21 protein-coding genes and 1 riboswitch are annotated in these 26,134 nt (G+C 56.6%); of the genes, 13 read left to right on the plus strand and 8 right to left on the minus strand.

Annotated features, from left to right (window positions below; all coding sequences use genetic code 11):
- Positions 1-26 precede the first annotated feature (26 nt).
- The 3 genes from gldA to ptsP are packed head-to-tail and all read right to left on the minus strand — an operon-like array spanning position 27 to position 4,321.
- Complete coding sequence (gldA, locus tag ACWKXT_RS23500; protein ID WP_454533523.1) at positions 27-1,130, minus strand: bifunctional L-1,2-propanediol dehydrogenase/glycerol dehydrogenase; 1,104 nt, start codon at positions 1,128-1,130, stop codon at positions 27-29.
- A 12-nt stretch (positions 1,131-1,142) separates the two neighbouring features.
- A complete protein-coding gene (gene fsa / locus ACWKXT_RS23505) occupies positions 1,143-1,805 on the minus strand; it encodes a fructose-6-phosphate aldolase (protein WP_454529342.1) in 663 nt (220 codons plus the stop codon).
- A 14-nt stretch (positions 1,806-1,819) separates the two neighbouring features.
- The gene (ptsP, locus tag ACWKXT_RS23510) at positions 1,820-4,321 is read right to left on the minus strand and encodes a phosphoenolpyruvate--protein phosphotransferase (RefSeq protein ID WP_454533524.1); all 2,502 of its coding nucleotides are present in this window, start codon (positions 4,319-4,321) and stop codon (positions 1,820-1,822) included.
- 301 nt (positions 4,322-4,622) lie between these two features.
- Between ptsP and ACWKXT_RS23515 the strand changes: the two genes are divergently transcribed.
- The 5 genes from ACWKXT_RS23515 to ACWKXT_RS23535 are packed head-to-tail and all read left to right on the plus strand — an operon-like array spanning position 4,623 to position 9,584.
- A complete protein-coding gene (locus ACWKXT_RS23515) occupies positions 4,623-5,702 on the plus strand; it encodes a PTS fructose transporter subunit EIIC (protein WP_080330337.1) in 1,080 nt (359 codons plus the stop codon).
- Between the two features lie 14 nt (positions 5,703-5,716).
- On the plus strand, positions 5,717-6,037 hold the full coding sequence (locus ACWKXT_RS23520) for a PTS fructose-like transporter subunit IIB (RefSeq protein ID WP_023326311.1): 321 nt from the start codon (positions 5,717-5,719) through the stop codon (positions 6,035-6,037).
- Between the two features lie 52 nt (positions 6,038-6,089).
- Positions 6,090-8,384 (plus strand): formate C-acetyltransferase, encoded by a 2,295-nt coding sequence (locus ACWKXT_RS23525; protein WP_454533525.1) that lies wholly within the window; start codon positions 6,090-6,092, stop codon positions 8,382-8,384.
- Positions 8,350-9,225 (plus strand): [formate-C-acetyltransferase]-activating enzyme, encoded by an 876-nt coding sequence (locus ACWKXT_RS23530; RefSeq protein WP_454533526.1) that lies wholly within the window; start codon positions 8,350-8,352, stop codon positions 9,223-9,225. Before ACWKXT_RS23525 ends, ACWKXT_RS23530 begins: the two co-directional genes overlap by 35 nt.
- Before the next feature lie 2 nt (positions 9,226-9,227).
- A complete protein-coding gene (locus ACWKXT_RS23535) occupies positions 9,228-9,584 on the plus strand; it encodes a PTS fructose-like transporter subunit IIB (protein WP_454533527.1) in 357 nt (118 codons plus the stop codon).
- On the opposite strand, the gene ACWKXT_RS23540 is transcribed toward ACWKXT_RS23535, so the two are convergent.
- The 3 genes from ACWKXT_RS23540 to argE all read right to left on the minus strand — a co-directional run bounded on the left by ACWKXT_RS23540 (position 9,571) and on the right by argE (position 14,590).
- Complete coding sequence (locus ACWKXT_RS23540) at positions 9,571-10,419, minus strand: helix-turn-helix transcriptional regulator (RefSeq protein ID WP_454533528.1); 849 nt, start codon at positions 10,417-10,419, stop codon at positions 9,571-9,573. The two genes, ACWKXT_RS23535 and ACWKXT_RS23540, sit on opposite strands and share 14 nt — an antisense overlap.
- 95 nt (positions 10,420-10,514) lie before the next feature.
- On the minus strand, positions 10,515-13,166 hold the full coding sequence (gene ppc, locus ACWKXT_RS23545) for a phosphoenolpyruvate carboxylase (protein WP_454529340.1): 2,652 nt from the start codon (positions 13,164-13,166) through the stop codon (positions 10,515-10,517).
- Between the two features lie 272 nt (positions 13,167-13,438).
- Positions 13,439-14,590 (minus strand): acetylornithine deacetylase, encoded by a 1,152-nt coding sequence (argE, locus tag ACWKXT_RS23550; RefSeq protein WP_454533529.1) that lies wholly within the window; start codon positions 14,588-14,590, stop codon positions 13,439-13,441.
- An 88-nt stretch (positions 14,591-14,678) separates the two neighbouring features.
- On the opposite strand from argE, the gene argC reads away from it, so the two are divergent.
- The 4 genes from argC (at position 14,679) to oxyR (ending at position 19,165) form a co-directional block, all read left to right on the plus strand.
- Complete coding sequence (argC, locus tag ACWKXT_RS23555) at positions 14,679-15,683, plus strand: N-acetyl-gamma-glutamyl-phosphate reductase (protein ID WP_454533530.1); 1,005 nt, start codon at positions 14,679-14,681, stop codon at positions 15,681-15,683.
- Positions 15,684-15,689: 6 nt separating this feature from the next.
- On the plus strand, positions 15,690-16,466 hold the full coding sequence (gene argB, locus ACWKXT_RS23560; RefSeq protein WP_454533531.1) for an acetylglutamate kinase: 777 nt from the start codon (positions 15,690-15,692) through the stop codon (positions 16,464-16,466).
- Positions 16,467-16,538: 72 nt separating this feature from the next.
- Positions 16,539-17,912 carry an argininosuccinate lyase gene (gene argH, locus ACWKXT_RS23565; RefSeq protein WP_454533532.1) on the plus strand — a complete coding sequence of 458 codons (1,374 nt, stop codon included), beginning with the start codon at positions 16,539-16,541 and terminating at the stop codon, positions 17,910-17,912.
- Positions 17,913-18,247: 335 nt separating this feature from the next.
- Positions 18,248-19,165, plus strand: coding sequence for a DNA-binding transcriptional regulator OxyR (gene oxyR / locus ACWKXT_RS23570; RefSeq protein WP_023309664.1), 918 nt, complete (start codon positions 18,248-18,250; stop codon positions 19,163-19,165).
- Here the strand turns inward: oxyR and sthA are convergent.
- The gene (gene sthA, locus ACWKXT_RS23575; protein WP_008501785.1) at positions 19,148-20,548 is read right to left on the minus strand and encodes a Si-specific NAD(P)(+) transhydrogenase; all 1,401 of its coding nucleotides are present in this window, start codon (positions 20,546-20,548) and stop codon (positions 19,148-19,150) included. The two genes, oxyR and sthA, sit on opposite strands and share 18 nt — an antisense overlap.
- 196 nt (positions 20,549-20,744) lie before the next feature.
- Between sthA and fabR the strand changes: the two genes are divergently transcribed.
- Together fabR and ACWKXT_RS23585 are read left to right on the plus strand one after the other, a co-directional pair.
- Complete coding sequence (gene fabR, locus ACWKXT_RS23580; RefSeq protein ID WP_008501784.1) at positions 20,745-21,383, plus strand: HTH-type transcriptional repressor FabR; 639 nt, start codon at positions 20,745-20,747, stop codon at positions 21,381-21,383.
- A gap of 9 nt (positions 21,384-21,392) precedes the next feature.
- Positions 21,393-21,752 carry a YijD family membrane protein gene (locus ACWKXT_RS23585; RefSeq protein ID WP_008501783.1) on the plus strand — a complete coding sequence of 120 codons (360 nt, stop codon included), beginning with the start codon at positions 21,393-21,395 and terminating at the stop codon, positions 21,750-21,752.
- Positions 21,753-21,807: 55 nt separating this feature from the next.
- Here ACWKXT_RS23585 and trmA read toward each other — a convergent pair whose 3' ends face one another.
- Entirely contained in the window at positions 21,808-22,908 is a 1,101-nt protein-coding gene (gene trmA, locus ACWKXT_RS23590) for a tRNA (uridine(54)-C5)-methyltransferase TrmA (RefSeq protein ID WP_454533533.1), read from the minus strand.
- Between the two features lie 104 nt (positions 22,909-23,012).
- A riboswitch (cobalamin riboswitch) is annotated at positions 23,013-23,188 on the plus strand.
- Between the two features lie 66 nt (positions 23,189-23,254).
- Here trmA and btuB point away from each other — a divergent pair.
- Complete coding sequence (gene btuB / locus ACWKXT_RS23595) at positions 23,255-25,102, plus strand: TonB-dependent vitamin B12 receptor BtuB (protein ID WP_454533534.1); 1,848 nt, start codon at positions 23,255-23,257, stop codon at positions 25,100-25,102.
- Positions 25,047-25,898, plus strand: a complete 852-nt coding sequence (murI, locus tag ACWKXT_RS23600) for a glutamate racemase (RefSeq protein WP_047345488.1) — start codon at positions 25,047-25,049, stop codon at positions 25,896-25,898. Before btuB ends, murI begins: the two co-directional genes overlap by 56 nt.
- The last annotated feature ends 236 nt before the right edge of the window (positions 25,899-26,134 follow it).

Here is a 26,134-nt window from a genome sequence, read left to right on the forward strand (position 1 = left end):
GATGCGGGGATTTTTATTCACGCTATTTACTCCCACTCGTGCAGGAAGCGTTGCCCATACTGGTCAGCCACCAGCAGCGCCGCATAAACCTGATCCGGCGTTACGCCGCCCGGCATGTTGTGAATGGTTTCCCCTTCGGCACAGGAGGCTTCCGCAATCAGACGCATTTTGGCCGGAATATCCTCTTTGATATTCAACTGTGCCAGCGTGATCGGCAGCCCAACGCTGTGGCAAAGCGCCGCGACAGTTTCGATCTCCTCAACCGGTGCATTTTCCAGCACCAGCTGCGTCAGCGTACCGAACGCCACTTTTTCACCGTGGTAGAAGTGATGCGCATCCGGCACCGCCGTCATGCCGTTGTGAATGGCGTGTGCCGCCGCCAGCCCGCCGCTTTCAAAGCCCACGCCGCTCAGATAAGTGTTGGCTTCGATAATACGTTCCAGAGCAGGCGTCACCACGTGCTGTTCCGCTGCGAGCATCGCTTTTTCACCCTCTTCAACCAGCGTGTTGTAGCACAGCTCCGCCAGCGCTAGCGCCGCCTGCGTGCACTTGCCGCCCGCCATGGTGGTGGCACCGCTGCGCGAGCAGGCACGTGCTTCAAACCAGGTTGCCAGCGCATCGCCAATCCCGGCGGCCAGCAGACGTGCCGGCGCACCCGCCACCACTTTGGTGTCGACAATGACCATATTCGGGTTGTGCGGCAGCATCAGGTAGCGGTCGAACTCGCCGCTGTCAGTGTAAATCACGGAGAGGGCGCTGCACGGTGCATCGGTGGAGGCAATTGTTGGAGCAATGGCGACCGGCACGTCCATAAAGTGGGCCAGCGCTTTGGCGGTATCCAGCGTTTTACCGCCGCCGATACCCAGCACCGCCAGGCAGTCGGCGCTGTCGGCCAGCTTTTTCAGTCGATCGATTTCATTTTGCGAACATTCGCCGCAAAATGGCGCAATTTCGGCATGCAGTTCAGCTTGTTTAAAACTCTGACGCAGAGTTTCTTCGGCAAAACCCAGCACAAATTTATCGCCAACAACCAGCCAGCGATTTGCCAGCGGCTTCAGGTAGTCACCAAGACGGGTGAGCACATCAGCGCCCTGGATGTATTTACCGGGTGATTGAATAATACGGTCCATAACGTTTCTCCCTTAGAGGTTGAGGTTACCAAACGCGTTTTTCCAGTCCTGCTCGAACTTCTCTATGGCTGACTCTACCGCTGGCGTGCCGAGCATTTGTTGCGCTACGTCTAAGGGAAGCGTGATTGCCTCACACCCGGCAAGCAGGCAGTCCAGCGCCTGACGTGGGGTTTTAAAGCTGGCGGCCAGCACCATGCTCCCCGGGGCGTGCAGTTCCAGCAGGGATTGCAGCTCCTGCACCATGCGAATACCGTCGCCGCCCTGTGCGTCGACGCGGTTGACGTACGGTGCGACATATTTCGCGCCTGCAAGCGCGGCCAGTAAACCCTGCGCGGCGCTGTAAACGGCGGTGCCCAGGGTGGTAATACCCTCTTTTTTCAGTGCGTTAATCGCAATAAGCCCCTGAGCCGTCACCGGGATTTTCACCACGATGTCTGGAATGGCATTGCTCAGGCGTTTGGCCTCGGCCACCATGCCTTCTGCATCGCGGCTCATGGTCTGGGCAAACAGCGTGCCGTCCGGCCCGATGGCTTTTTGCAGGCGCGGCAGCACGTCCCAGATGGATTCACGGCTGGCGGCAATGATGCTTGGGTTGGTAGTGACACCCGCAATGGGAAAAATACGCGCCAGGCGTTCAACTTCCGCCACGTTGGCGGTATCCAGGTACAGTTCCATTACTCTTCCTCGTATTAAAGTTCTAACTCGTGTTCTAACAGGGAGGCGATAGCCTCTTCGGAGCTGGCGTGAACCAGCGCGCTGCGAAAATCGTCATGCATGATGCGACGTGCCAGGCGGGAGAAAATACGCATATGCTGGTCGCCGGCGGCGTGTTTGTTTAGCGTCAGCATGATGATGTACTGTGCTTCCTCATCGCCCCACATGACCGGAGATTTCAGGCGTGCAACGCTGATGGTGGATTGCTCGATATGCTCTGATTTGCTGTGTGGAATGGCGAAACCAAAACCCAGCCCGGTGGAGAAAACGGCCTCGCGGGCCCACAGATCGGCTTCCAGCTTGCGCGGATAGCGGCAACGCCCGGCGAGCAGCAGGTTATCGGTCATCCCTTTCATGACCTCTTCTTTGCTGTTCCAGTCGTTATCCAGAGAGATACAGCGTGGCATCACCAGCGGCGTATCCTGATGATTCATGCGGAACTGGGCGAGCAGATGCTCCACTTCGAGCGATGTGCGACACGCCATTGCCTGGTTCAGCAGCTGGCGACAGGCGCGGCTATCAAGCTGCGCCAGGCGTGCTTTGGTGGCGGGAATGGCAGGCGAGCCCATGCTTAGCTCGTCCAACCCAAGACCTACCAGTAGCGGCAGCACTGACCCTTTCGCGCCCAGTTCACCGCAGAGGCCAATCCATTTCCCCTGGCGATGCACGGCCTGCACCGCGTAATCCAGCGCGCGCAGGAACGCCGGGTTCAGGCTGTTGTAATGGCGCGTGACTTTGGCGTTGTCGCGGTCGACGGCCAGCAGATACTGCGTCAGGTCATTGCTGCCAATGCTAAAGAAATCAATCTCTTCGCAGCACTGATCGATGATGAACATCACCGAAGGCACTTCCAGCATAATGCCGAGCGGGATTTTCTCATCAAAAGGAATATGTTCATTGCGAAGCTGTTGTTTCGCTTCGGCGAGTTTTTCTTTCACCCACAGGATCTCTTCCATCGAGGAGATCATTGGGATCATGATCTTCAGGTTGCCGTGAGCCGAGGCGCGCAGGATCGCCCGAAGCTGGGTGGTGAAAAGCGTTGAATACTCTTCATATATGCGCACGGCGCGGTATCCAAGGAACGGATTGTTCTCTGCCGGAATATTCAGATATTCCACCGGCTTATCGCCGCCAATATCCATGGTGCGCACAATAATGCTCCGCCCGTTTGCGCTCTCCAGTGCCTGACAAAAAATGTTGTACAACTCGTTTTCGCCGGGCGCGCTGGTGCGGTCCATATAAAGCATTTCGGTGCGGAACAGGCCCACGCCCTCGGCGCCGTTGCCAAATGCCCCCTGGGCTTCCACCGCGTGGGCGATGTTCGCGGCAATTTCTATACGCAGACCGTCGGCGGTTCTGGCTTCACGATCGAGCCAGATGCGCTGCTGCTCGCGTATCGCCTGTTGTACCCGCGCTTCTTGTTGATAGTAGCGCGTCACCGCATCGCTGGCATTGACTACGGCCGCACCGGCATTGCCGTCGACAAAGACGGGTGTATTGCGCCACTGCAGCAGGCTCTCACTGTCGATGCCGACCAGAGTGGGAATATTGAAGGAGCGTGCGAGGATCACGGTGTGCGAGGTGGTTCCGCCGCTTTTTAACAGCAGCCCTCTGAGCATGGTTTTATCCAGTTCCAGGAACTGGCCGGGAGTGAGGTCGTCAGCAAGGCAAACGCTCGGCTGCGTTAGCTGCCCCGGAGATGGGAAACGCGTTTCACCGTAGATATGCTGTAAAAGCTGATAGCAGACGTCGCGCACGTCCAGCACACGTTCCTGCAAATACGCGCTGCTGGAACGAGAGAACGTATCGCAGAAATGGTTCGCCGTGGCGATGATGGCCTGGGCGCAGCTTAAGCCCCGGCTGACCCCTGACAGCAGGTGCTGGCGCAGTGAGGTATCCGTAGCCAGCGAGCGATGGGCTTCAAGAATGGCGCTGGCGGTGCTGTCGCCCTCCAGCGCGTGCAGCTCAATGTGTTTGACCAGCAGCGTCAGACCGGTATCCAGCGCCGATTGTTCAGCTTCCACGCTTTGTGAGGCGGGTAAATCGGTCAGGACGTTGAGATCCAGCGAGGCCAGTACCGTCAGGATGCCCTGCCCACTGCCGCTGCATACCGGAGTGGCGCGAAAAAGCGTCGGGTGCAGGCGTGTCAGTGATTCTGGTAAGGGCTCCAGCTCCGTGCTGATAACGCCTTCAAGCGGTGCGTCGCAATGCGGGAACTCCTCTCTCAGCCACTGTTCCAGCCGCTGATGGGCATGCTGCTCGTCTTCACCGCAGATCGCCAGACGGCAGGGATCGCCCGCCAGCGTATCGGTACCAATCAATGCCAGCGCGCTTTTAGCATCGCCTTTACGATCCGTACGCAGGTTATGCCACTCGATCTGCGAGACAAACGTATTGCACAGCGTTTCCACATGACTTGCCGGACGCGCGTGAACGCCGTTGGGCAATTCACAGGTAAATTCCACTACCAGAGCCATACACACTCCTGAAACCAATCGTCAATGATGTGAAACAGCATACGAGCGTGAGGATGAAGCGCGCCATGTGACAAAACTGCCAAAAACTGGACAAATGTAATGTGACGCTAAAAGTGAGATTTCACTCACAGGTTGTGACGTTTTGCGAAATGCATCGCCGGTGTGAAATGTCGAGGCGGATCGCATTTTTATTTCGACATTACAAAAATCCAGTAAATGGCCTTTTTGTCTCCTGTCCGCCGTCTTTCTGATTGCCTATTGTTTGCCACAACATCTTTATGGTTTTGGCCAGGAGCGACATATGAAAGCGTTGGTGCATATTCTCAAGAACACGCGGCAGCATCTGATGACCGGGGTGTCGCACATGATCCCGTTCGTGGTCTCGGGCGGCATTCTGCTGGCGGTTTCGGTCATGCTATACGGCAAAGGCGCGGTACCGGATGCCGCAACCGATCCCAATCTGAAAAAGCTCTTTGATATTGGTGTAGCGGGTTTAACGCTGATGGTGCCGTTCCTGGCCGCTTACATCGGCTACTCAATTGCAGAACGCGCGGCGTTGGCTCCCTGTGCCATTGCCGCCTGGGTGGGCAACAGCTTCGGCGCGGGGTTCTTTGGCGCGATTATCGCCGGGATTTTCGGCGGAATTATCGTCTGGTACCTGAAAAAACTGCCGGTCCCGAAAGTACTGCGCTCCGTCATGCCCATCTTCATCATCCCGATTATCGGCACCTTTATTACCGCGGGCGTCATGATGTGGGGGCTTGGCGAGCCTGTCGGCGCGCTGACCACCGGTCTCACTCAGTGGCTGCAAGGCATGCAGCAGGGGAGCATCGTGGTACTCGCCATCATTCTCGGTCTCATGCTGGCGTTTGATATGGGCGGCCCGGTTAACAAAGTGGCGTATGCCTTCATGCTGATTTGCGTTGCGCAGGGCGTCTATACCGTCGTTGCGATTGCCGCCGTGGCTATTTGCGTGCCGCCGCTGGGGTTAGGCCTGGCAACGTTGGTCGGTCGCAAGAATTTTTCCGATGAAGAGCGTGAAGCGGGGAAAGCGGCGCTGGTGATGGGCTGTGTGGGCGTCACCGAAGGGGCAATTCCGTTTGCCGCTGCTGACCCTCTGCGCGTGATCCCTTCCATCATGCTGGGTTCCGCGTGTGGCGCAGTGACAGCTGCCGTGATGGGCGCGCAATGTTATGCCGGCTGGGGCGGGTTGATCGTGCTTCCGGTGGTGGACGGCAAGCTCGGCTATATCGCGGCGGTTGCGGTGGGCGCAGTGGTAACGGCAATCAGCGTCAACGTGCTGAAGCGTATTGCCCGCAAGAATGCAAAACAGGTCGAAGAAAAAGAAGACGACCTGGATCTGGATTTCGAAATTAACTGAGTGAGGAAGAGAACATGGCCCGAATTATCGCAGTAACCGCATGTCCGTCTGGCGTTGCCCATACATATATGGCTGCCGAAGCGCTGGAAAGCGCCGCTAAAGCGAAAGGCTGGGAAGTGAAGGTAGAAACGCAGGGGTCGATCGGTCTTGAGAATGAGCTGACGGCAGAAGACGTTGCCGCCGCGGATATGGTGATCCTGACCAAGGATATTGGCATTAAATTCGAAGAGCGCTTTGCCGGGAAAACCATTGTACGCGTCAACATCAGCGACGCGGTAAAACGCGCCGACGCCATCATGAACAAGATTGATGCCCACCTGGCGCAAACCGCCTGATGCTCTCCCGCCCTTCGGGGCGGGGTCGTTTTACCGTTACAGGAGTTCCCTCATGACGAATCGTACCCAGCGTTTGAAAGACGCCCTTTTTGCCAGCCCGCGTGAAATCTCGCTTGAGCGCGCTTTGCTCTATACGGCCAGCCACCAACAGACGGAAGGCGAGCCGGTGATTATCCGGCGCGCGAAAGCGACGGCGTACATACTCGACCATGTAAATATCGCGATTCGTGATGAGGAACTGATTGCCGGGAACCGCACCGTTAAACCGCGAGCAGGGATTATGTCTCCGGAGATGGATCCGTACTGGCTGCTTAAGGAGCTGGATCAGTTCGCGACCCGTCCGCAGGACCGCTTTGAAATCAGCGATGAGGATAAGCAGACCTACCGTGACGTGCTGTATCCCTACTGGGAAAACCGGTCGATGAAGGATTTCATCAACAGCCAGATGACGGATGAGGTGAAAACCGCGGTAGGGACGCAGATTTTTAGCGTCAACCAGACGGATAAAGGGCAGGGGCATATCATTATTGATTATCCGCGCCTGCTCAATAATGGCCTGGGCGCGCTGGTGGAGGAACTGCGTGAACACTGCGCCCGCGATCCCCATAACACCTTTTATGCTGCGGCGCTGATCCTGCTTGAGGCTTCTCAGCGCCATATTTTGCGCTACACGGCGCTGGCTGAAGAACTGGCCCGTGTCAGCGATGCGTCGCGCCGCGAGGAACTGCTGACAATTGCCGACATCTCGCGGCACAACGCGCAGCATAAGCCACAGACGTTCTGGCAGGCGTGTCAGCTTTTCTGGTACATGAACGTTATTTTGCAGTACGAATCCAACGCCAGCTCGCTCTCCATCGGGCGCTTTGACCAGTACATGCTGCCGTTTTATCAGGCCTCGCTCTCACAGGGCGAGGAGCCCGCGTTCCTGAAAGAGATTCTGGAATCGCTGTGGGTGAAGTGCAATGACGTGGTGCTTTTACGATCGACCAGCAGCGCCCGCTATTTCGCCGGGTTCCCGACCGGGTATACCGCACTGTTAGGCGGCCTGACGGAGAACGGCCGTAGCGCGGTAAACGTGCTCTCCTTCCTGTGCCTGGATGCCTACCAGAGCGTTCAGCTTCCTCAACCGAACCTCGGCGTGCGGGTGAATGAACTGATCGACAGACCTTTCCTGCTTAAAACCGCAGAGACAATCCGCCTGGGAACGGGTATTCCGCAAATTTTTAACGATGAAGTGGTGGTGCCTGCCTTCCTGAATCGCGGCGTGTCGCTGGAGGACGCGCGTGATTACGCTGTCGTCGGCTGTGTTGAGCTGTCTATTCCCGGTAAAACCTACGGTCTGCACGATATCGCCATGTTTAACCTGCTGAAAGTGATGGAAATCGCGATGCAGGAGAACGAAGGCAACGCAGCGCTGAGTTATGAAGGCTTGCTGGAGCATATTCGCGTCAAAATTAATCACTACATTGCGCTAATGGTCGAGGGGAGCAATATCTGCGATATCGGTCATCGCGACTGGGCGCCAGTGCCGTTACTCTCTTCATTCATAAGCGATTGCCTTGAATCCGGGAAAGATATTACCGACGGCGGGGCGCGCTATAACTTCTCTGGCGTACAGGGGATCGGAATAGCCAACCTGAGTGATTCATTACACGCCCTGAAAGGGCTGGTCTTTGAACAGCAACGCTTAAGTTTTGATGAGCTCTTAGTCGTGTTAAAAGCGAACTTTGCCACCCCGGAAGGCGAAAAAGTGCGAGCAAGGCTGATCAATCGCTTCGAAAAGTACGGCAATGATATCGATGATGTCGACAACATCAGCGCAGAACTGCTGCGTCACTACTGCAAAGAGGTCGAAAAATACCGTAACCCGCGCGTCGGGCAGTTTACGCCGGGCTCTTATACCGTATCGGCACACGTGCCGTTGGGGGCGGTGGTGGGGGCTACACCGGATGGACGCTTTGCCGGTGAGCAACTGGCGGACGGCGGGCTCTCACCGATGCTTGGGCAAGATATGCAGGGTCCAACCGCGGTACTCAAATCGGTGAGTAAGCTGGATAACTATCTGTTATCTAACGGTACGCTGCTAAACGTTAAATTCACACCGGCGACGCTTGAAGGTGACGCCGGGCTGCAAAAGCTGGCGGATTTCCTGCGTGCGTTCACGCAGCTCAAGTTGCAACACATCCAGTTCAACGTGGTGAACGCGGAAACACTGCGTGAAGCGCAGCAGCGTCCGCAGGATTTTGCCGGGCTGGTGGTGCGCGTTGCCGGATACAGCGCCTTCTTTGTTGAGCTGTCGAAGGAGATCCAGGATGACATTATCCGCCGCACCGCGCATCAGCTGTAACGTCGTTGAAACACGCGCCGACGTGGCGCGTATTTTCAATATTCAGCGCTATTCGTTAAACGACGGGGCGGGGATTCGCACGGTGGTCTTTTTTAAAGGCTGCCCTCACCGCTGCCCGTGGTGTGCTAACCCGGAGTCGATCTCCCCGAAAATGGAGACGGTTCGTCGGGAGAGTAAATGTTTGCACTGCACACCCTGCCTGCGTGATGTGGACGAATGTCCGTCCGGCGCGTTTGAGCACATCGGACGCGACGTGACGCTGGACGAACTTGAACGCGAGGTGATGAAAGACGATGTGTTCTTTCGCTCTTCGGGCGGCGGAGTGACGCTGTCGGGAGGGGAAGTATTGATGCAGGCCACCTTTGCGACCCAACTTCTTGCGCGTTTGCGCCGCTACGGTATTCGCACCGCGATTGAGACGGCGGGAGATGCGCCCCTGTCACGATTGCTACCGCTGGCACGCCAGTGCGACGAAGTACTTTTTGACCTGAAGATTATGGATCCTGAGCAGGCGCGTTCGGTGACGGCGGTGAATCTGCCCAGGGTGCTGGAAAACGTCAGACAACTGGTGGCGGAAGGCATAAATATCATCCCCCGCGTACCGCTTATTCCGGGCTATACGCTGACGGAAACCAACATGGCGCGCGTGCTGGCGTTTTTGCTGCCTACAGGGATACGTCAGCTGCATCTATTACCGTTTCACACGTATGGCGAACCAAAATACCGCCTGCTTGGGCAACAATGGTCGATGCGGGAGGTGATACCTCCGACAACTGACGACGTTGCGGTCCTGCGCCGTATGGCGGAACGTAAAGGGTTTCATGTCACCGTAGGAGGTTGAAAATGACAGTAACAGCAGGGCGTCATCTGGTGGCGGTAACCGCGTGCGTAAGCGGCGTGGCGCATACTTACATGGCCGCAGAACGGCTGGAGCGGATTTGCCAGCAGGAGAAATGGTCAGCCCGCATTGAGACGCAGGGGGCGTTAGGCATTGAAAGTGAGTTGACGGAGGATGATATCCGGCGCGCTGATGTCGTATTGCTTATCACGGATATTGAGCTGGCGGGCAGCGAGCGCTTTGAATCCTGCCGCTATGTGAAGTGCGGGATTAATGCTTTCCTGCGAGATCCGCACAAGGTCATGGCTGCAGTACGAAAAATGGTATCCGCGCCGCAGCATACTCAGGTCATTCTGGACTGACCGCTTTCCCTGTCAGCTGGCTGTGATACTGGCGACGGTACTCTGACGGCGAACGTTCCGTATTTTTACGGAATAAGCGGCAGAAGTAGTTACTGTCGACAAACCCGCAGGCATGCGCCACCTCCTTCACCTTTAAATCATACCCTTTCAGCAGCTGACGCGCGTGCTCCAGCCGGGTATGAGTCAGGTATTCATTAAAACCTACCGCACCTGTTTTCTGAAAAAGATGCGATAAATAGTTCGGAGAGATATAAAACGCCTGGGCGACGGATTCCCGGGTTAGCGGAGTCGCATAATGTTCATCAATATAAACGCGAATGGCTTCAAACAAGGCCTGGCTGCGTGAGGCGGTCTGGATCTGACTACCCAGCAAATCGATGCAGTGGCTGAGCAGGCTGGCGATAATCAGCCGTGCGGTTTGCTGCTCGTGCGGCTGCATCTGCATTTCATGAAGCGTCTGTAGCAGGAAGGAGCCAATGCGGGGGCCACGGCGAGCAACGTGCTGCTTTGCCAGGTTACGCACTTCAACACCATCCCAGTGCAAAAGACTAAACCCAAGCTGCTGTTTGCCAAACAGGATGCTCAACGTCGTCGCGGGCGTTTGCCATTGCGGATCGTTCCAGCCGCCAGACGGGACGTATAAAACATTACCCTGCTGTAAAACGGAAGCAGCCTGGTCTTTCACCGAACCGTCGAGCACGATCTCCAGACGTGGGAAATCAACCTGTAAGGCAAGGTCGGGTGCGGAGATGGCTGGGTTTGCAAAATGCACCTGACGCAGCGGTGTCGTGCCGTTAATCAGGTCTGTCAGAATGTGGGCGATGTCGTGGTGCATGGTGTGGATACCAGGGTATTGCCGGGTGGCGCTAACGCTTACCCGGCCTACTAATCGTAGGCCCGTGCAAGCGCAGCGCCGCCGGGCATAAAGTATTAACCGGTGTTACGCATACCCGCCGCAACGCCCGCAATCGTCACCATCAGCGCCTGTTCAACGCGCGGATCCGGCTCTTTACCTTCCTCTTCCGCCAGACGGGAACGGTGCAGCAGTTCAGCCTGCAAAACGTTCAGCGGGTCGGTGTAAATGTTACGCAGCTGGATAGACTCGGCGATCCACGGCAGGTCCGCCATCAGGTGCGAGTCGTTGGCGATGTCCAGCACCACTTTAATGTCGTCTTCCAGCAGTTCGCGCAGCTCTTTGCCCAGCGTCCACAGCTCCGGTTTCACCAGGCGCTGGTCGTAATATTCCGCCAGCCAGAGGTCGGCTTTCGAGAAGACCATCTCCAGCATCCCCAGACGGGTCGAGAAGAACGGCCAGTCGCGGCACATGGTTTCCAGTTCGTTCTGCTTGCCGTCTTCCACCACTTTCTGCAGTGCCGCACCGGCGCCCAGCCAGGCCGGCAGCATCAGGCGGTTCTGCGTCCAGGCGAAGATCCACGGAATGGCGCGCAGAGACTCTACGCCACCTGTCGGACGACGTTTGGCAGGGCGCGAGCCCAGTGGCAGTTTACCCAGCTCCTGCTCAGGCGTGGCTGAACGGAAGTAAGGGACGAAGTCTTTGTTTTCACGCACGTAGCCGCGGTACAGATCGCAGGAGATATCTGACAGCTCGTCCATGATGCGACACCAGGACTCTTTTGGCTCCGGCGGCGGCAGCAGGTTCGCTTCCAGGATCGCGCTGGTATAGAGCGACAGGCTGCTGATGGTCACTTCCGGCAGGCCGTACTTGAAGCGGATCATCTCGCCCTGCTCGGTCACGCGCAGGCCGCCTTTCAGGCTTCCCGGTGGTTGAGAGAGGAGCGCTGCGTGAGCAGGCGCACCGCCGCGGCCAATGGAGCCGCCGCGTCCGTGGAACAGCGTCAGTTCAATCCCGGCTTTCTCGCAGGTTTTGATCAGCGCATCCTGCGCCTGATACTGCGCCCAGGACGCCGCCATCACGCCCGCATCTTTCGCGGAGTCGGAATAGCCAATCATCACCATCTGCTTGCCCTGAATAAAGCCGCGATACCAGTCGATGTTCAGCAGCTGGGTCATGACGTCGTTGGCGTTGTTCAGGTCGTCGAGGGTCTCAAACAGCGGGGCGACCGGCAGAGCATAGTCGATGCCCGCTTCTTTCAGCAGAAGATGAACGCCCAGCACGTCGGACGGGGTTTTCGCCATGGAGATCACATAGGCGGCCACCGATCCTTTCGGCGCATCGACGATCGCTTTACAGGTGTTGAGCACCTCGCGGGTGTCGTTGCTTGGCTCCCAGTTGCGCGGCAGCAGAGGGCGCTTGGAGTTCAGCTCGCGGATCAGGAACGCCTGTTTGTCGGCTTCGGACCAGCTTTCATAGTCGCCGATGCCGAGATAGCGGGTCAGCTCGCCCAGGGCTTCGGTATGACGGGTACTTTCCTGACGGACGTCGATACGCACCAGCGGCACGCCGAAACACTTCACGCGGCGCAGAGTGTCGAGCAGTTCGCCGTTGGCAATGATGCCCATTCCGCAGGCCTGCAGCGATTTATAGCAGGCGTACAGCGGCTCCCAGAGCTGTTCGTTCTGGCTCAGCAGACCTTCCGGCTTCGGCAGGCGCTGGCCTTTCAGGCGCGCTTCCAGCCAGGCCTGGGTGGCCATCAGCTGACCACGCAGTTTTTTCATCAGAAAACGGTACGGTTCGCTGGCGCCTTCTTCACCGGCCAGCGCGCGCAGTTCCGGCGTCGCTTCCACCATCGACAGCTCGGAGATCAGCACCTGAATATCCTTCAGGAACAGGTCGGTCGCTTTCCAGCGGCTCAGCAGCAGGACGTGGCGGGTGATTTCTGCGGTCACGTTCGGGTTGCCGTCGCGGTCACCGCCCATCCAGGAGGTGAAACGGACCGGAACAAAGTCGACCGGCAGGCGGTAGCCAAGGTTCTCTTCCAGCTGTTCGTTTAGCTCGCGCAGGTAGTTAGGCACCCCTTCCCACAGGCTGTTTTCCACCACCGCAAAGCCCCATTTGGCTTCGTCGACCGGGCTTGGGCGATGCTTACGAATTTCATCGGTATGCCAGGACTGGGCAATCAGCTGGCGCAGACGGCGCATCAGCTGGTTACGTTCGTAGTCGGCGATATCTTTGTTATCCAACTGCTTCAGACAGTTGTTCACTTCCACCATTTTGTGGATCAGGGTGCGACGGGTAATTTCGGTTGGGTGTGCGGTCAGCACCAGCTCCAGCGAAAGCGACTCCACCGCTTTTTTAATGGTGGCTTCGTTGAGGTCGGGCTGGTCTTTCAGTTTACGCAGGGTGCGGGCAATGACTTCCGGGTTGCTGGCCGCTTCGCCGTTTGGCGAAATGCTATGGTATTGCTCAGCGGTGTTTGCCAGGTTCAGGAACTGGCTGAAGGCGCGGGCAACGGGCAGCAGCTCATCGTTAGAGAGGTTCTGCAAGGTGGTGAGCAGCTCCTGACGACTGGCCTCGTTACCGGCACGGGAAGATTTAGACAGCTTGCGGATGGTTTCAACGCGGTCGAGGATGTTTTCACCCAACGCATCTTTGATGGTATCTCCAAGCACTTTGCCGAGCATACTGACATTACTACGCAACGCGGAATATTGTTCGTTCATAAAAACCCAGTCACCCCATCATTTTTGTTTATGCCCAATCGAAAATCTTTTGGACATTATTTTGTCATCTCCCTTTATAAAGCCACGTAAAACCCCCGTCGTCAATTGCTGCGAAAACGGTTCAGCAAACGAATAAATGCGGGCAATTTACGAAATTTAATTCGTATTGCGTCAGATAAGAGATGCTTATGGGAATGTGACGGAGATCGCGGGATTTTTCCTCTCACCCTAACCCTCTCCCCTTTGGGGAGAGGGCAGGGTGAGGGGCCGTTTTAATGCCAGCAGAAGTGATGCACAACCTGGGCAATCAGTTCGCGGGTTGGCTTGATGAAGCGGGTTTCGAGATATTCATCCGGCTGGTGCGCCTGATTGATAGAGCCAGGACCGAGGACCAGCGTCGGGCACAGGGTCTGAATAAACGGCGCTTCGGTACAGTAGTTCACCACGTCGGTTTTCTCGCCGAGCAGCTTTTCCACCACTTCGACCAGCTGGTGGTCCGGCGGGCATTCGTAGCCTGGGATCGGCGGATGCAGCTCGGAGACCGTCAGACGGCCCGGCCAGCGCTCGCTCACCGGGGCCAGCGCTTCGTTAAGCAGGCCGTCGAGATCGCTCAGGGTCATGCCCGGCAGCGGGCGGATGTCCATATGCAGTTCACAGCAGGCGCAGATGCGGTTGGACGCATCACCGCCGTGCAGGCTGCCGAGGTTAAGCGTTGGGTAAGGCACGGTGAACGCCTCGTAGTGATAGCGCTCTTTCAGGTCGTCGCGCAGGGCCATGATGCGGCCAATGGCGTCATGCATCAGCTCGATGGCGTTCACGCCGCGCGCCGGATCGCTGGAGTGGCCGGACTGGCCGAGCACGCGCACGGCGGTAGAGATATGGCCTTTATGCGCGCGAATCGGTTGCAGAGACGTCGGCTCGCCGATGATCGCGCAGTCCGGGCGAATCGACGTGTTTTCAGAGAAGTAGCGGGCACCCGCCATGCTGGTTTCTTCATCGGCGGTCGCCAGAATGTAGAGCGGTTTTTTCAGCTTCATCACGTCCACGTCACGCAGCGCGTCGAGGATAAAGGCGAAGAAGCCTTTCATGTCGGCGGTGCCCAGTCCGTAGAGCTTATTGTCATGCTCGGTCAGGGTGAACGGATCGCGCGTCCAGCGGCCATCATCAAACGGCACGGTGTCGGTATGACCGGCCAGCAGCAGGCCGCCCGCGCCGGTTCCGGTGCTGGCGAGCAGGTTAAATTTGTGACGGGTTCCGGGAACGGGCTGAACCTCAACGTTAAACCCAAGATCGCTAAACCAACCCGCCAGCAGATTGATTAAAGACTCATTGCTCTGATCCAGCGCTTCTTCGGTCGCACTGATGGACGGTGTGGCAATCAGGGCGCGGTAGATCTCGATAAATGGCGGTAAGTTCATTTTCATTGTTGACACACCTTAGGTCGTGATAGTATCAATATTCATGCAATAAATGTGAATAAAAATACATTAACGTTGAGCATAAAGGAACCCGATGTTGAATACGCTGATTGTAGGCGCTAGCGGTTATGCGGGCGCAGAGCTTGTAAGCTACGTAAATCGCCACCCTCATATGACCATAACCGCTTTGACCGTGTCAGCGCAAAGCAATGATGCCGGAAAGTTAATTTCCGATTTGCATCCACAGCTTAAGGGCATTGTCGATCTGCCGCTGCAGCCAATGTCTGACATCAGCGAGTTTAGCGACGGCGTCGACGTGGTGTTTTTAGCCACCGCGCACGAGGTCAGCCACGACCTGGCGCCGCAGTTTCTGGCGGCTGGCTGCGTAGTCTTCGATCTCTCCGGCGCGTTCCGCGTTAACGACGGCGCGTTTTACGAAAAATATTACGGTTTCACCCATCAGCACCCGGATCTGCTTGAAAAAGCGGTGTACGGCCTGGCGGAGTGGAGCGCAGACAAGCTGAAAGAAGCGAACCTGATTGCCGTGCCGGGCTGCTACCCGACGGCGGCGCAGCTCTCCCTGAAGCCGCTGATCGACGCCGGTCTGCTGGATCTGAGCCAGTGGCCGGTGATCAACGCCACCAGCGGCGTGAGCGGAGCAGGGCGCAAGGCCGCTATCTCCAACAGCTTCTGCGAAGTGAGCCTTCAGCCGTATGGCGTGTTTAATCACCGTCATCACCCTGAAATCACTACGCATTTGGGCGCGGACGTTATTTTCACCCCGCACCTGGGCAGCTTCCCGCGTGGGATCCTCGAAACTATTACCTGCCGCCTGAAGTCCGGCGTGACCAAAGAGCAGGTGAGCGAGGTCTTCACGCAGGCGTATGCGGATAAACCGCTGGTGCGTCTGTACGACAAAGGCGTGCCGGCGCTGAAAAACGTGGTCGGCCTGCCATTCTGCGACATCGGCTTTGCCGTGCAGGGCGAGCATCTCATCGTTGTCGCTGCAGAAGATAACTTACTCAAAGGCGCTGCCGCTCAGGCAATGCAGTGTGCAAATATTCGTTTCGGTTTCCCGGAAACGCAGGCTCTTATTTAAGGTGTGATGATGAACCCATTAATTATCAAACTCGGTGGTGTACTGCTGGACAGCGAAGAAGCGCTGGAGCGTCTGTTTACCGCGCTGGTGAACTATCGCGAATCACATCAACGTCCGCTGGTGATTGTGCACGGCGGCGGCTGCGTGGTGGATGAGCTGATGAAAGGGCTCAACCTGCCGGTGAAAAAGAAGAATGGCCTGCGCGTCACGCCTGCTGACCAGATTGACATCATCACCGGTGCGCTGGCGGGTACGGCGAATAAAACACTGCTGGCGTGGGCGAAGAAGCACCATATCGCCTCCGTTGGTCTCTATCTGGGCGATGGCGACAGCGTAAAAGTGACCCAGCTCGACGAAGAGCTTGGCCATGTTGGACTGGCGCAGCCAGGTTCGCCTGAGCTGATTAACACCCTGCTTGAAGGCGGTTTCCTGCCGGTGGTGAGCTCAATCGGCGTGACTGAAGAGGGCGAGCTGATGAACGTCAACGCGGACCAGGCGGCAACGGCACTGGCGGCCACGCTGGGTGCGGATCTGATCCTGCTCTCCGACGTGAGCGGCATTCTGGACGGTAAAGGCCAGCGCATTGCAGAAATGACCGCCGCCAAAGCCGAGCAGCTGATTGCTCAGGGCATTATTACCGACGGCATGATCGTCAAAGTGAACGCGGCGCTGGATGCTGCACGCACGCTGGGCCGCCCGGTGGATATCGCCTCCTGGCGTCACGCGGAGCAGCTCCCGGCGCTGTTTAACGGCACGCCGATTGGTACGCGTATTCTGGCGTAAGTTTTTTGAATGACCGTAGGCCGGGTAAGCGTAGCGCCACCCGGCGGAACTAACGAATAAAGGAACGATGTTATGGCACTTTGGGGTGGGCGTTTTACACAGGCAGCGGATCAGCGGTTCAAACAGTTCAACGACTCTTTGCGCTTCGACTACCGCCTGGCCGAACAGGATATTGTCGGCTCTGTGGCCTGGTCCAAAGCACTGGTGACCGTTGGCGTGCTGACCGCAGAGGAACAGCACCAGCTGGAAGAGGCGCTGAACAACCTGCTGGAAGAGGTGCGTCTGGATCCGCAGCAAATCCTGCAGAGCGATGCCGAAGATATTCACAGCTGGGTGGAAGGCAAACTGATCGACAAAGTCGGCCAGTTAGGTAAAAAGCTGCACACCGGCCGTAGCCGTAACGACCAGGTCGCCACCGACCTGAAGCTATGGTGCAAAGAGACCGTCGGCGAACTGCTGGCGGCGAATCGTCAGTTGCAGAGCGCGCTGGTGGAGACCGCGCAGAACAATCAGGACGCGGTGATGCCGGGTTATACCCACCTGCAACGCGCGCAGCCGGTGACCTTTGCGCACTGGTGTCTGGCCTACGTTGAGATGCTGGCGCGTGACGAAAGCCGTTTGCAGGATACCCTGAAGCGTCTGGACGTCAGCCCGCTGGGCAGCGGCGCACTGGCCGGTACGGCGTATGAAATCGACCGCGAGCAGCTGGCAGGCTGGCTGGGCTTTGCTTCCGCCACCCGTAACAGCCTGGACAGCGTCTCTGACCGCGATCACGTGCTGGAGCTGCTCTCGAATGCCTCTATCGGCATGGTGCACCTGTCGCGCTTTGCCGAAGACCTGATCTTCTTTAACTCTGGCGAAGCGGGTTTCGTTGAACTGTCCGACCGCGTGACGTCCGGTTCCTCTCTGATGCCGCAGAAGAAAAACCCGGATGCGCTCGAGCTGATCCGCGGGAAGTGTGGCCGCGTGCAGGGTGCGCTGACCGGCATGATGATGACCCTGAAAGGGCTGCCGCTGGCGTACAACAAAGATATGCAGGAAGACAAAGAGGGGCTGTTCGACGCGCTCGACACCTGGCTGGACTGTCTGCATATGGGCGCGCTGGTGCTGGACGGCATTCAGGTGAAACGTCCGCGCTGTCAGGAAGCGGCGCAGCAGGGCTATGCGAACTCTACCGAGCTGGCGGACTACCTGGTGGCGAAAGGCGTACCGTTCCGCGAGGCGCACCATATTGTGGGTGAAGCGGTGGTGGAAGCGATTCGTCAGGGTAAAGCCCTTGAAGAGCTGGCGCTTGCCGACCTGCAGAAGTTCAGCGCGGTTATCGGGGATGATGTGTATCCGATTCTGGCCCTGCAATCCTGCCTGGATAAGCGTGCAGCGAAAGGCGGCGTGTCGCCGAAGCAGGTAGCGCAGGCGATTGCGGATGCGAAAAACCGGTTGGTTTGATTTGGTTTGAACAGTGCGGGCTGGTGCCCTTACCCCGGCCCTCTCCCACGGGGAGAGGGAGCAAACACTAAAAATGGCAACTTCGGTTGCCATTTTGCTTTTACCTCGGGCTTTTTTTTGCAAAAAAAAAGCGGACCACGGGGTCCGCAAAAGTTCACGTTGGCTTTAGTTTTTCGAGTTTTGAGAGAAACTCGCTGACGGTGCGGGGACGTCAAGGGTCAAACACGGCCGCCTCGTCTATGTGGTGTATTATTCAACAGAAAGCTTGATAGGGATAATCGTTCGTTGCTATGCTATCTATCGCCATGAACTATCGTGGCGACGGAGGATGAATAATGAATATTCGTGATCTTGAATACCTGGTAGCGCTAGCCGAGCACCGCCATTTTCGCCGTGCGGCAGACTCCTGCCACGTCAGCCAGCCCACGCTGAGCGGCCAGATCCGCAAGCTGGAAGACGAGCTGGGCGTGATGCTGCTGGAGCGCACCAGTCGTAAGGTTCTGTTCACACAGGCAGGTCTGCTGCTGGTGGATCAGGCGCGCACCGTGCTGCGCGAGGTCAAAGTGCTCAAGGAAATGGCAAGCCAGCAGGGGGAAGCGATGTCCGGCCCGCTGCATATTGGCCTGATCCCAACCGTTGGCCCGTACCTGTTGCCGCACATCATTCCGATGCTGCACCAGACGTTCCCGAAACTCGAAATGTACCTGCATGAAGCGCAAACGCATCAGCTGCTGGCGCAGCTGGACAGCGGCAAGCTCGACTGCGCCATTCTGGCGCTGGTGAAAGAGAGCGAAGCGTTTATTGAAGTACCGCTGTTCGATGAGCCGATGATGCTGGCGATCTATGAAGATCACCCGTGGGCGAACCGCGATCGCGTACCGATGGCCGATCTGGCCGGTGAAAAGCTGCTGATGCTGGAAGATGGCCACTGCCTGCGCGATCAGGCGATGGGTTTCTGCTTCGAAGCGGGTGCGGATGAGGATACCCATTTCCGCGCAACCAGCCTGGAAACGCTGCGTAATATGGTGGCGGCGGGAAGCGGCATTACGCTGCTGCCTGCGCTGGCCGTGCCGCGCGAACGTAAACGTGATGGCGTGGTTTATCTGCCGTGCATTAAGCCGGAGCCGCGTCGCACTATTGGCCTGGTGTATCGTCCGGGGTCACCGCTGCGCAGCCGCTATGAGCAGCTGGCAGAGGCCATCCGTGGTTCGATGGATGGCCATTTTGACAGCGCGTTAAAACAGGCGGTTTAAGCCGTTCAGCGCGGCTACCCGATAGGCTTCCGCCATGGTCGGGTAGTTAAAGGTGGTGTTAACGAAGTACTCAATGGTGTTACCGCCACCTTTCTGCTCCATTATTGCCTGGCCGATATGAATGATTTCCGCCGCGCGCTCACCAAAGCAGTGAATCCCGAGGATCTCTTTCGTCTCGCGATGGAACAGAATTTTCAGCGTACCTACGCTCATCCCCACGATCTGCGCCCGCGCCAGATGTTTAAACTGCGCGCGACCCACCTCGTAAGGCACCTTCATTGACGTCAGCTGCTGCTCGGTTTTCCCCACGGAACTGATTTCCGGAATGGTGTAGATACCCGTCGGGATATCTTCAATCAGGTGCGCCGTTGCTTCGCCCTTCACCAGCGCCTGAGCGGCAATGCGCCCCTGATCGTAAGCGGCGGAGGCCAGGCTCGGGTAGCCAATCACGTCGCCCACCGCGTAAACGTGCGGCAGGGCGGTCTGGTACATGCTGTTGACCTTCAGCTGACCGCGGCTGTCGGTTTCAAGCCCGATATTTTCCAGTTGCAGTGAATCGGTGTTGCCGGTACGGCCGTTGGCGTACAGCAGGCAGTCGGCTTTCAGCTTCTTACCGGACTTCAGGTGCATGATCACACCGTCATCGCAGCCTTCGATCTTCTCGTACTCTTCGTTGTGGCGAATGACTACGCCGCTGTTCCAGAAGTGGTAGGAGAGGGAGTCTGACATCTCCTGATCGAGGAATGCCAGCAGGCGATCGCGGGTGTTGATCAGGTCAACTTTGACGTCCATTCCGCGGAAGATCGACGCATATTCGCAGCCGATGACCCCTGCGCCATAGATAATGACGTGGCGGGGTTCATGGTGCAGGCTCAGAATCGAGTCGCTGTCGTAAACGCGCGGGTGCGAGAAGTCCACGTCGGCCGGATGGTACGGGCGTGAGCCGCAGGCAATAACAAATTTTTCAGCCGTGATGGTTTCAACCGAACCGTCGTGGCATTCAAGTGCCAGGGTGTGTTCATCCACAAAATGCGCGTTGCCCTGCAGGATTTCACAGTGGTTACGCTCATAAAAACCCTGGCGCATGCGCGTCTGCTGGTTAATGACGGTATCCGCGTGATTGAGGATGTCGGCAAAGGAGGAACGAAGGAGTCGGGAGTGGTCGCTGTAAAGAGGGTTCTGGTTGAATTCAATAATGCGGCTAACGGCGTGGCGGAGGGCTTTCGAAGGGATGGTGCCCCAGTGGGTGCAACCGCCGCCGACATTATGGTAGCGCTCAATGACCGCTACTCTGGCTCCCTGTTTTACCAGACCCATAGCAGCACCTTCGCCGCCGGGGCCGGAACCAATAACTATTGCGTCGTAATCGTAGGAATGTGGCATGGCAAGGCTTACCTGTTCTTATACATAAAAGCAACAGAATCATAACATCATTGCAGAAGTAACCCAATTATCGTTGTGCTTTTTTCCGGCAGTGGAGCACAAACCGCACGTAAACAATCATTCACAAAGCCAGGCAAACAGATTAATTTTATTCTCTGGTATAGTGCCATCAGGCCTTTGGAAGGATTCAACTATCGTGATGGGCGTAAGAGCACAACAAAAAGAGAAAACCCGGCGTTCGCTGGTGGAAGCCGCATTCAGTCAACTGAGTGCAGAGCGGAGTTTTGCCAGTTTGAGCCTGCGCGAAGTCGCACGCGAGGCCGGGATTGCGCCAACGTCCTTCTATCGTCACTTCCGTGATGTGGATGAACTGGGCCTGACCATGGTCGATGAGAGCGGACTCATGCTGCGCCAGCTGATGCGCCAGGCGCGTCAGCGTATCGCCAAAGGCGGCAGCGTGATCCGCACCTCCGTGTCGACCTTTATGGAATTTATCGGCAATAACCCTAACGCGTTTCGCCTGTTACTGCGTGAACGTTCGGGGACATCGGCAGCGTTTCGTGCCGCCGTCGCGCGTGAAATTCAGCATTTCATCGCGGAACTTGCCGACTATCTGGAACTCGAAAATCATATGCCGCGTGCGTTTACTGAAGCACAGGCTGAGGCGATGGTGACGATTGTATTCAGCGCGGGTGCCGAAGCGCTGGATGTCAGCATTGAACAACGCAAGCAGCTCGAAGAGCGACTGGTATTGCAGCTCAGGATGATCTCCAAAGGCGCGTACTACTGGTATCGCCGTGAACAAGAGAAACTGGCACATCAAACCGAAGAGTGAAGGTGAGTAATGAAACAGTCAGGTCAGGATAAAGGGACGCTGTTGCTGGCATTGATCGCTGGCTTATCCATTAATGGTACGTTTGCTGCTATTTTTAGCTCCATCGTGCCATTTTCGATTTTCCCGCTTATTGCGCTGGTGCTGACGGTTTACTGCCTGCATCAGCGTTACCTGAACCGCACCATGCCGGTGGGGTTACCGGGGCTGGCTGCTGCCTGCTTTATTCTGGGCGTATTACTGTATAGCACCGTGGTGCGCGCGGAGTATCCGGATATCGGCTCTAACTTCTTCCCTGCGGTACTGTCTGTGGCGCTGGTATTCTGGATTGGCTCGCGCATGCGTAGCCGCAAGAGCCAGTTACCAGAATAATGAATTATTTGTAGGGCAGGTAAGCGAAGCGTCACCTGCCCAAAACGCCGGATAATTACTTCGCCGTGAGCAGTACGCCGCACTCCATGTGGTGCGTGTACGGGAACTGATCGAACAGCGCCAGACGTTCAACCTTGTGCGTCTGGCTTAATGTTTCCAGATTCTTGCACAGCGTCTCCGGGTTACAGGAGATGTACAAAATCCGCGGGTACGCCTGCACCATCTTTTCGGTTTCGCTGTCCAGGCCGCTGCGCGGCGGGTCGACAAAAATCGTCTCACACTGGTAGCTCTTCAGATCGATCCCTTCCAGACGGTTAAACTGGCGTACACCGTTCATGGCCTGCGTGAACTCTTCAGCGGCCATACGAATAATCTGCACGTTATCAATATGGTTAGCGGCGATATTGTACTGGGCAGCAGCCACTGACGGCTTGGCGATTTCCGTTGCCAGCACGCGTTCGAAGTTACGCGCCAGCGCCAGCGAGAAGTTGCCATTACCGCAGTACAGTTCCAGCAGATCGCCTTTAGACCCTTCCGTCGCATTCAACGCCCACTCCAGCATCTGCACGTTCATCGCGGCGTTCGGCTGGGTGAAGCTGTTTTCCACCTGGCGATACACCATCTCTTTACCCGCCACCGGCAGACGCTCGTCGACGTAGTCCTGATCCAGCATGATTTTGGTTTTGGTCGCGCGGCCAATCAGGTGCACGTTGATGTTCTGTACACGCAGCGCATCGCGCAGGGCTTCGGCCTGCTCGCGCCACTCGTCGTTCAGCGCTTTGTGGTACAGCAGAGAGACAATGGCCTGATTGCTTTGGGTGGTCAGGTAGTCAATCTGGAACAGCTTGTGGCGCAGCACCGGGTTGTTACGCACGCCTTCAATTATCAGCGTCATCAGCTGGTTGATAAGCTCGCTTGCTGCCGGGAAGCTGTCGACGCGGATACGGGATTTGGTCTGCTGATCGAAAATGATGTGGTACAGGTCGTCACCGTCGTGCCAGATGCGGAACTCGGCGCGCATGCGGTAGTGGCTGACAGGGGAGCGGAACACCTCGGGAACGGGCGCGTTGAACGGCGTCATCATACTTTGCAGGCGGACAACTTTCTCTGCCAGCTGCGCGTCGTACTGTTCTGTCGGGAGGTGTTCTGGGGTCATGATGCGTCCTGAGTGATAAAGAATTACGCGGGGATTGTAGGGATTGTTCAGGGGATGTCCAGATTTAATGGCCAATAGCTGTCTGGACATCTATACGTGTCTAATTGTAGCATTCTGTTTCCGGTCTCCTGAGAGTGAAAAGGGAATCCAGTGAAAATCTGGAGCTGACGCGCAGCGGTAAAGACTGGCGGGATGAACGTTGTAGACACTGTGAAAATGGGAAGTCTTCATCCGTATAACGCCACCTAGCCCGAAGACCTGCCGGGATCACGTCGCATTTGGTTTCATCATCGCGTGCTATAGATGAGGCCTGCGGCATCCTTCTTATATTGTGGATGCTTTAACAATGATTAAAAAAGTATCGCTGTTGACGGCGCTGTCCGTCACGGCATTTTCGGGCTGGGCGCAGGATAGCGCTGACTCGTTGGTGGTGACGGCAAATCGTTTTGAACAACCTGAAAAATCTATTCTGGCGGCAACTTCCGTTGTCACGCGTGCCGATATTGACCGCTGGCAGTCAACCTCGGTGCTGGACGTTATGCGTCGCCTGCCCGGCGTGGATACGGCGCAAAATGGCGGGATGGGGCAACTCTCTTCTCTCTTTATTCGTGGCACCAACTCCAGTCACGTCCTGATTCTCGTTGACGGGGTCCGCCTTAACCAGGCGGGCGTCACGGGGTCGTCCGATCTCAGCCAGTTCCCAATCTCTCTGGTGCAGCGTATCGAATATGTTCGTGGACCGCGTTCGGCGGTGTACGGCTCTGACGCGATTGGCGGTGTAGTGAACATTATTACCACCCGCGCGAAGGACGGCACGACCCTGAATGCCGGCGCAGGCTCGCACGGTTACCAGAATTATGGTGGCAGTACCCAGCAAACGCTGGGCGACAGCACGCGCGTCACGCTGGCGGGTGATTACACCTATACCAAAGGTTTCGATGTGGTCGCGGACGGCAACAATGGTGGCCTTGCTCAGACCGATCGCGACGGCTTTATGAATAAAACGCTCTACGGCGCAGTGGATCACGCATTCTCAGACCAGTGGAGCGGATTTGTTCGCGGCTTTGGCTACAGCAACCGAACGGCCTACGACGGTTACTACAGTTCATTTACCCCTGACGTACTGGTTGATACCCGCCAGCTTTATAGCCAGACCTGGGACGCAGGATTACGCTTCAACGATGACATCTTCCATTCACAGCTGCTCACCAGCTATAGCCACAGCAAGGACTATAACTACGACCCGAATTTGGGCCGTTACGATTCGACTGCCACACTGGATGAAATCAAACAGTACAACGTTCAGTGGCTCAACTCCGTTGATGTGGGGCACGGAAACATTGGCGCGGGCGTGGACTGGCAGAAGCAGAGCACCGAACCGGGTACAAACTATGTGACCAACGGCTACGACCTGCGTAACACTGGCGTCTACCTGACCGGGTTGCAGCAGTTTGGTGACGTCACTCTGGAAGGCGCGGTTCGCAGCGATGACAACTCTCAGTTTGGTCGCCATGGCACCTGGCAAAGCAGTGCGGCGTGGGAGTTCGTGGACGGTTACCGCTTCATTGCCTCTTATGGTACGGCCTATAAAGCACCGAATCTGGGTCAACTCTATGGCTTCTATGGCAATGACCATCTTGATCCGGAGGAGAGCAAGCAGTGGGAAGGGGCGTTTGAAGGCCTGACGGCAGGCGTGAGCTGGCGCGTATCCGGTTATCGTAATGACGTTGATAATCTCATCGACTTCAACAATAACCTTCAGCAATATTACAACGTCGGCAAAGCACGTATTAAGGGTGTGGAAGCGACGGCGTCGTTTGATACGGGTCCGTTGACGCATACTGTAGGCTACGACTATGTGGATGCCCGCAATGCCGCAACCAACGAACTTCTGGACCGTCGTGCTAAGCAGCAGGTGAAATATCAGCTCGATACGCAGATCTATGATTTCGACTGGAGCCTGACTTATCACTATCTCGGCACGCGCTACGACACTGATTTTGGTTCTTATCCGTCAGAGAAGGTAAAAATGGGCGGTGTCAGCCTGTGGGATGTCGCAGTTTCATATCCGGTCACCTCACACCTCACAGTTCGTGGTAAAATAGCCAACCTGTTCGATAAAGATTACGAGACAGTTTATGGCTACCAAACTGCAGGACGGGAATACACCTTGTCTGGCAGCTACACCTTCTAATCCGCGCCCTACCGTGCTGGTGTTTGATTCCGGCGTCGGTGGGCTTTCGGTCTATGATGAGATTCGGCATCTCCTGCCGGATCTCCATTATATCTACGCCTTCGATAACGTCGCTTTTCCGTATGGTGAAAAAAGTGAGGACTTTATCGTTGAGCGCGTGGTTGAAATCGTCACTGCGGTACAAAAGCGCTACCCCCTTGCGCTGGCGGTCATTGCCTGTAATACGGCGAGCACCGTTTCTCTTCCCGCCCTGCGTGAGAAATTCCCGTTCCCGGTTGTGGGCGTCGTGCCTGCCATAAAGCCTGCCGCACGTCTGACGGCGAACGGTATCGTGGGGTTACTGGCCACGCGTGGTACGGTGAAGCGTCCTTATACCCGCGAGCTGATCGACCGTTTCGCTAACGAATGCCAGATTGCGATGCTGGGTTCGGCGGAACTGGTGGAGATGGCGGAAGCGAAGCTGCATGGAAAGGCGGTATCGCTCGAAGAGCTGCGTCGCATTCTGCGTCCCTGGCTGCGGATGCCCGAACCACCGGATACGGTTGTGCTGGGCTGCACCCACTTTCCGCTATTGCAGGAAGAGCTATTAGAGGTGCTGCCGGAGGGGACGCGCCTGGTGGATTCTGGTGCGGCGATCGCCCGTCGTACGGCCTGGCTGCTGGAGCATGAAGCGCCGGATGCGAAGTCTGCCGATGCAAATATTGCTTTTTGTATGGCGATAACAAAAGAAACAGAACAACTTTTACCCGTTTTACGCCGTTATGGCTTTGAAACGCTCGAAAAACTGGCGCTGTAGCACGGTTTTGAGCAAAAAAGAGACGGTTGGAAGTTTTTTTTAAAAGAGGGGTTGTCAACGTCCGAGAACTCCCTATAATGCGCCTCCACTGACACGGAACAACGGCTTGCAAGCCGCCGGGTTAGCGGGGTTCAGAGATGAACGCCAACAGAGAAAAGTGAAAATAATCGCTTGACTCTGAATGAGGAAAACGTAATATACGGGACCTCGCAACGGTGAGCTGAAAGCCACGTTGC

The sequence above is a fragment of the Enterobacter sp. UPMP701 genome (assembly GCF_053709515.1).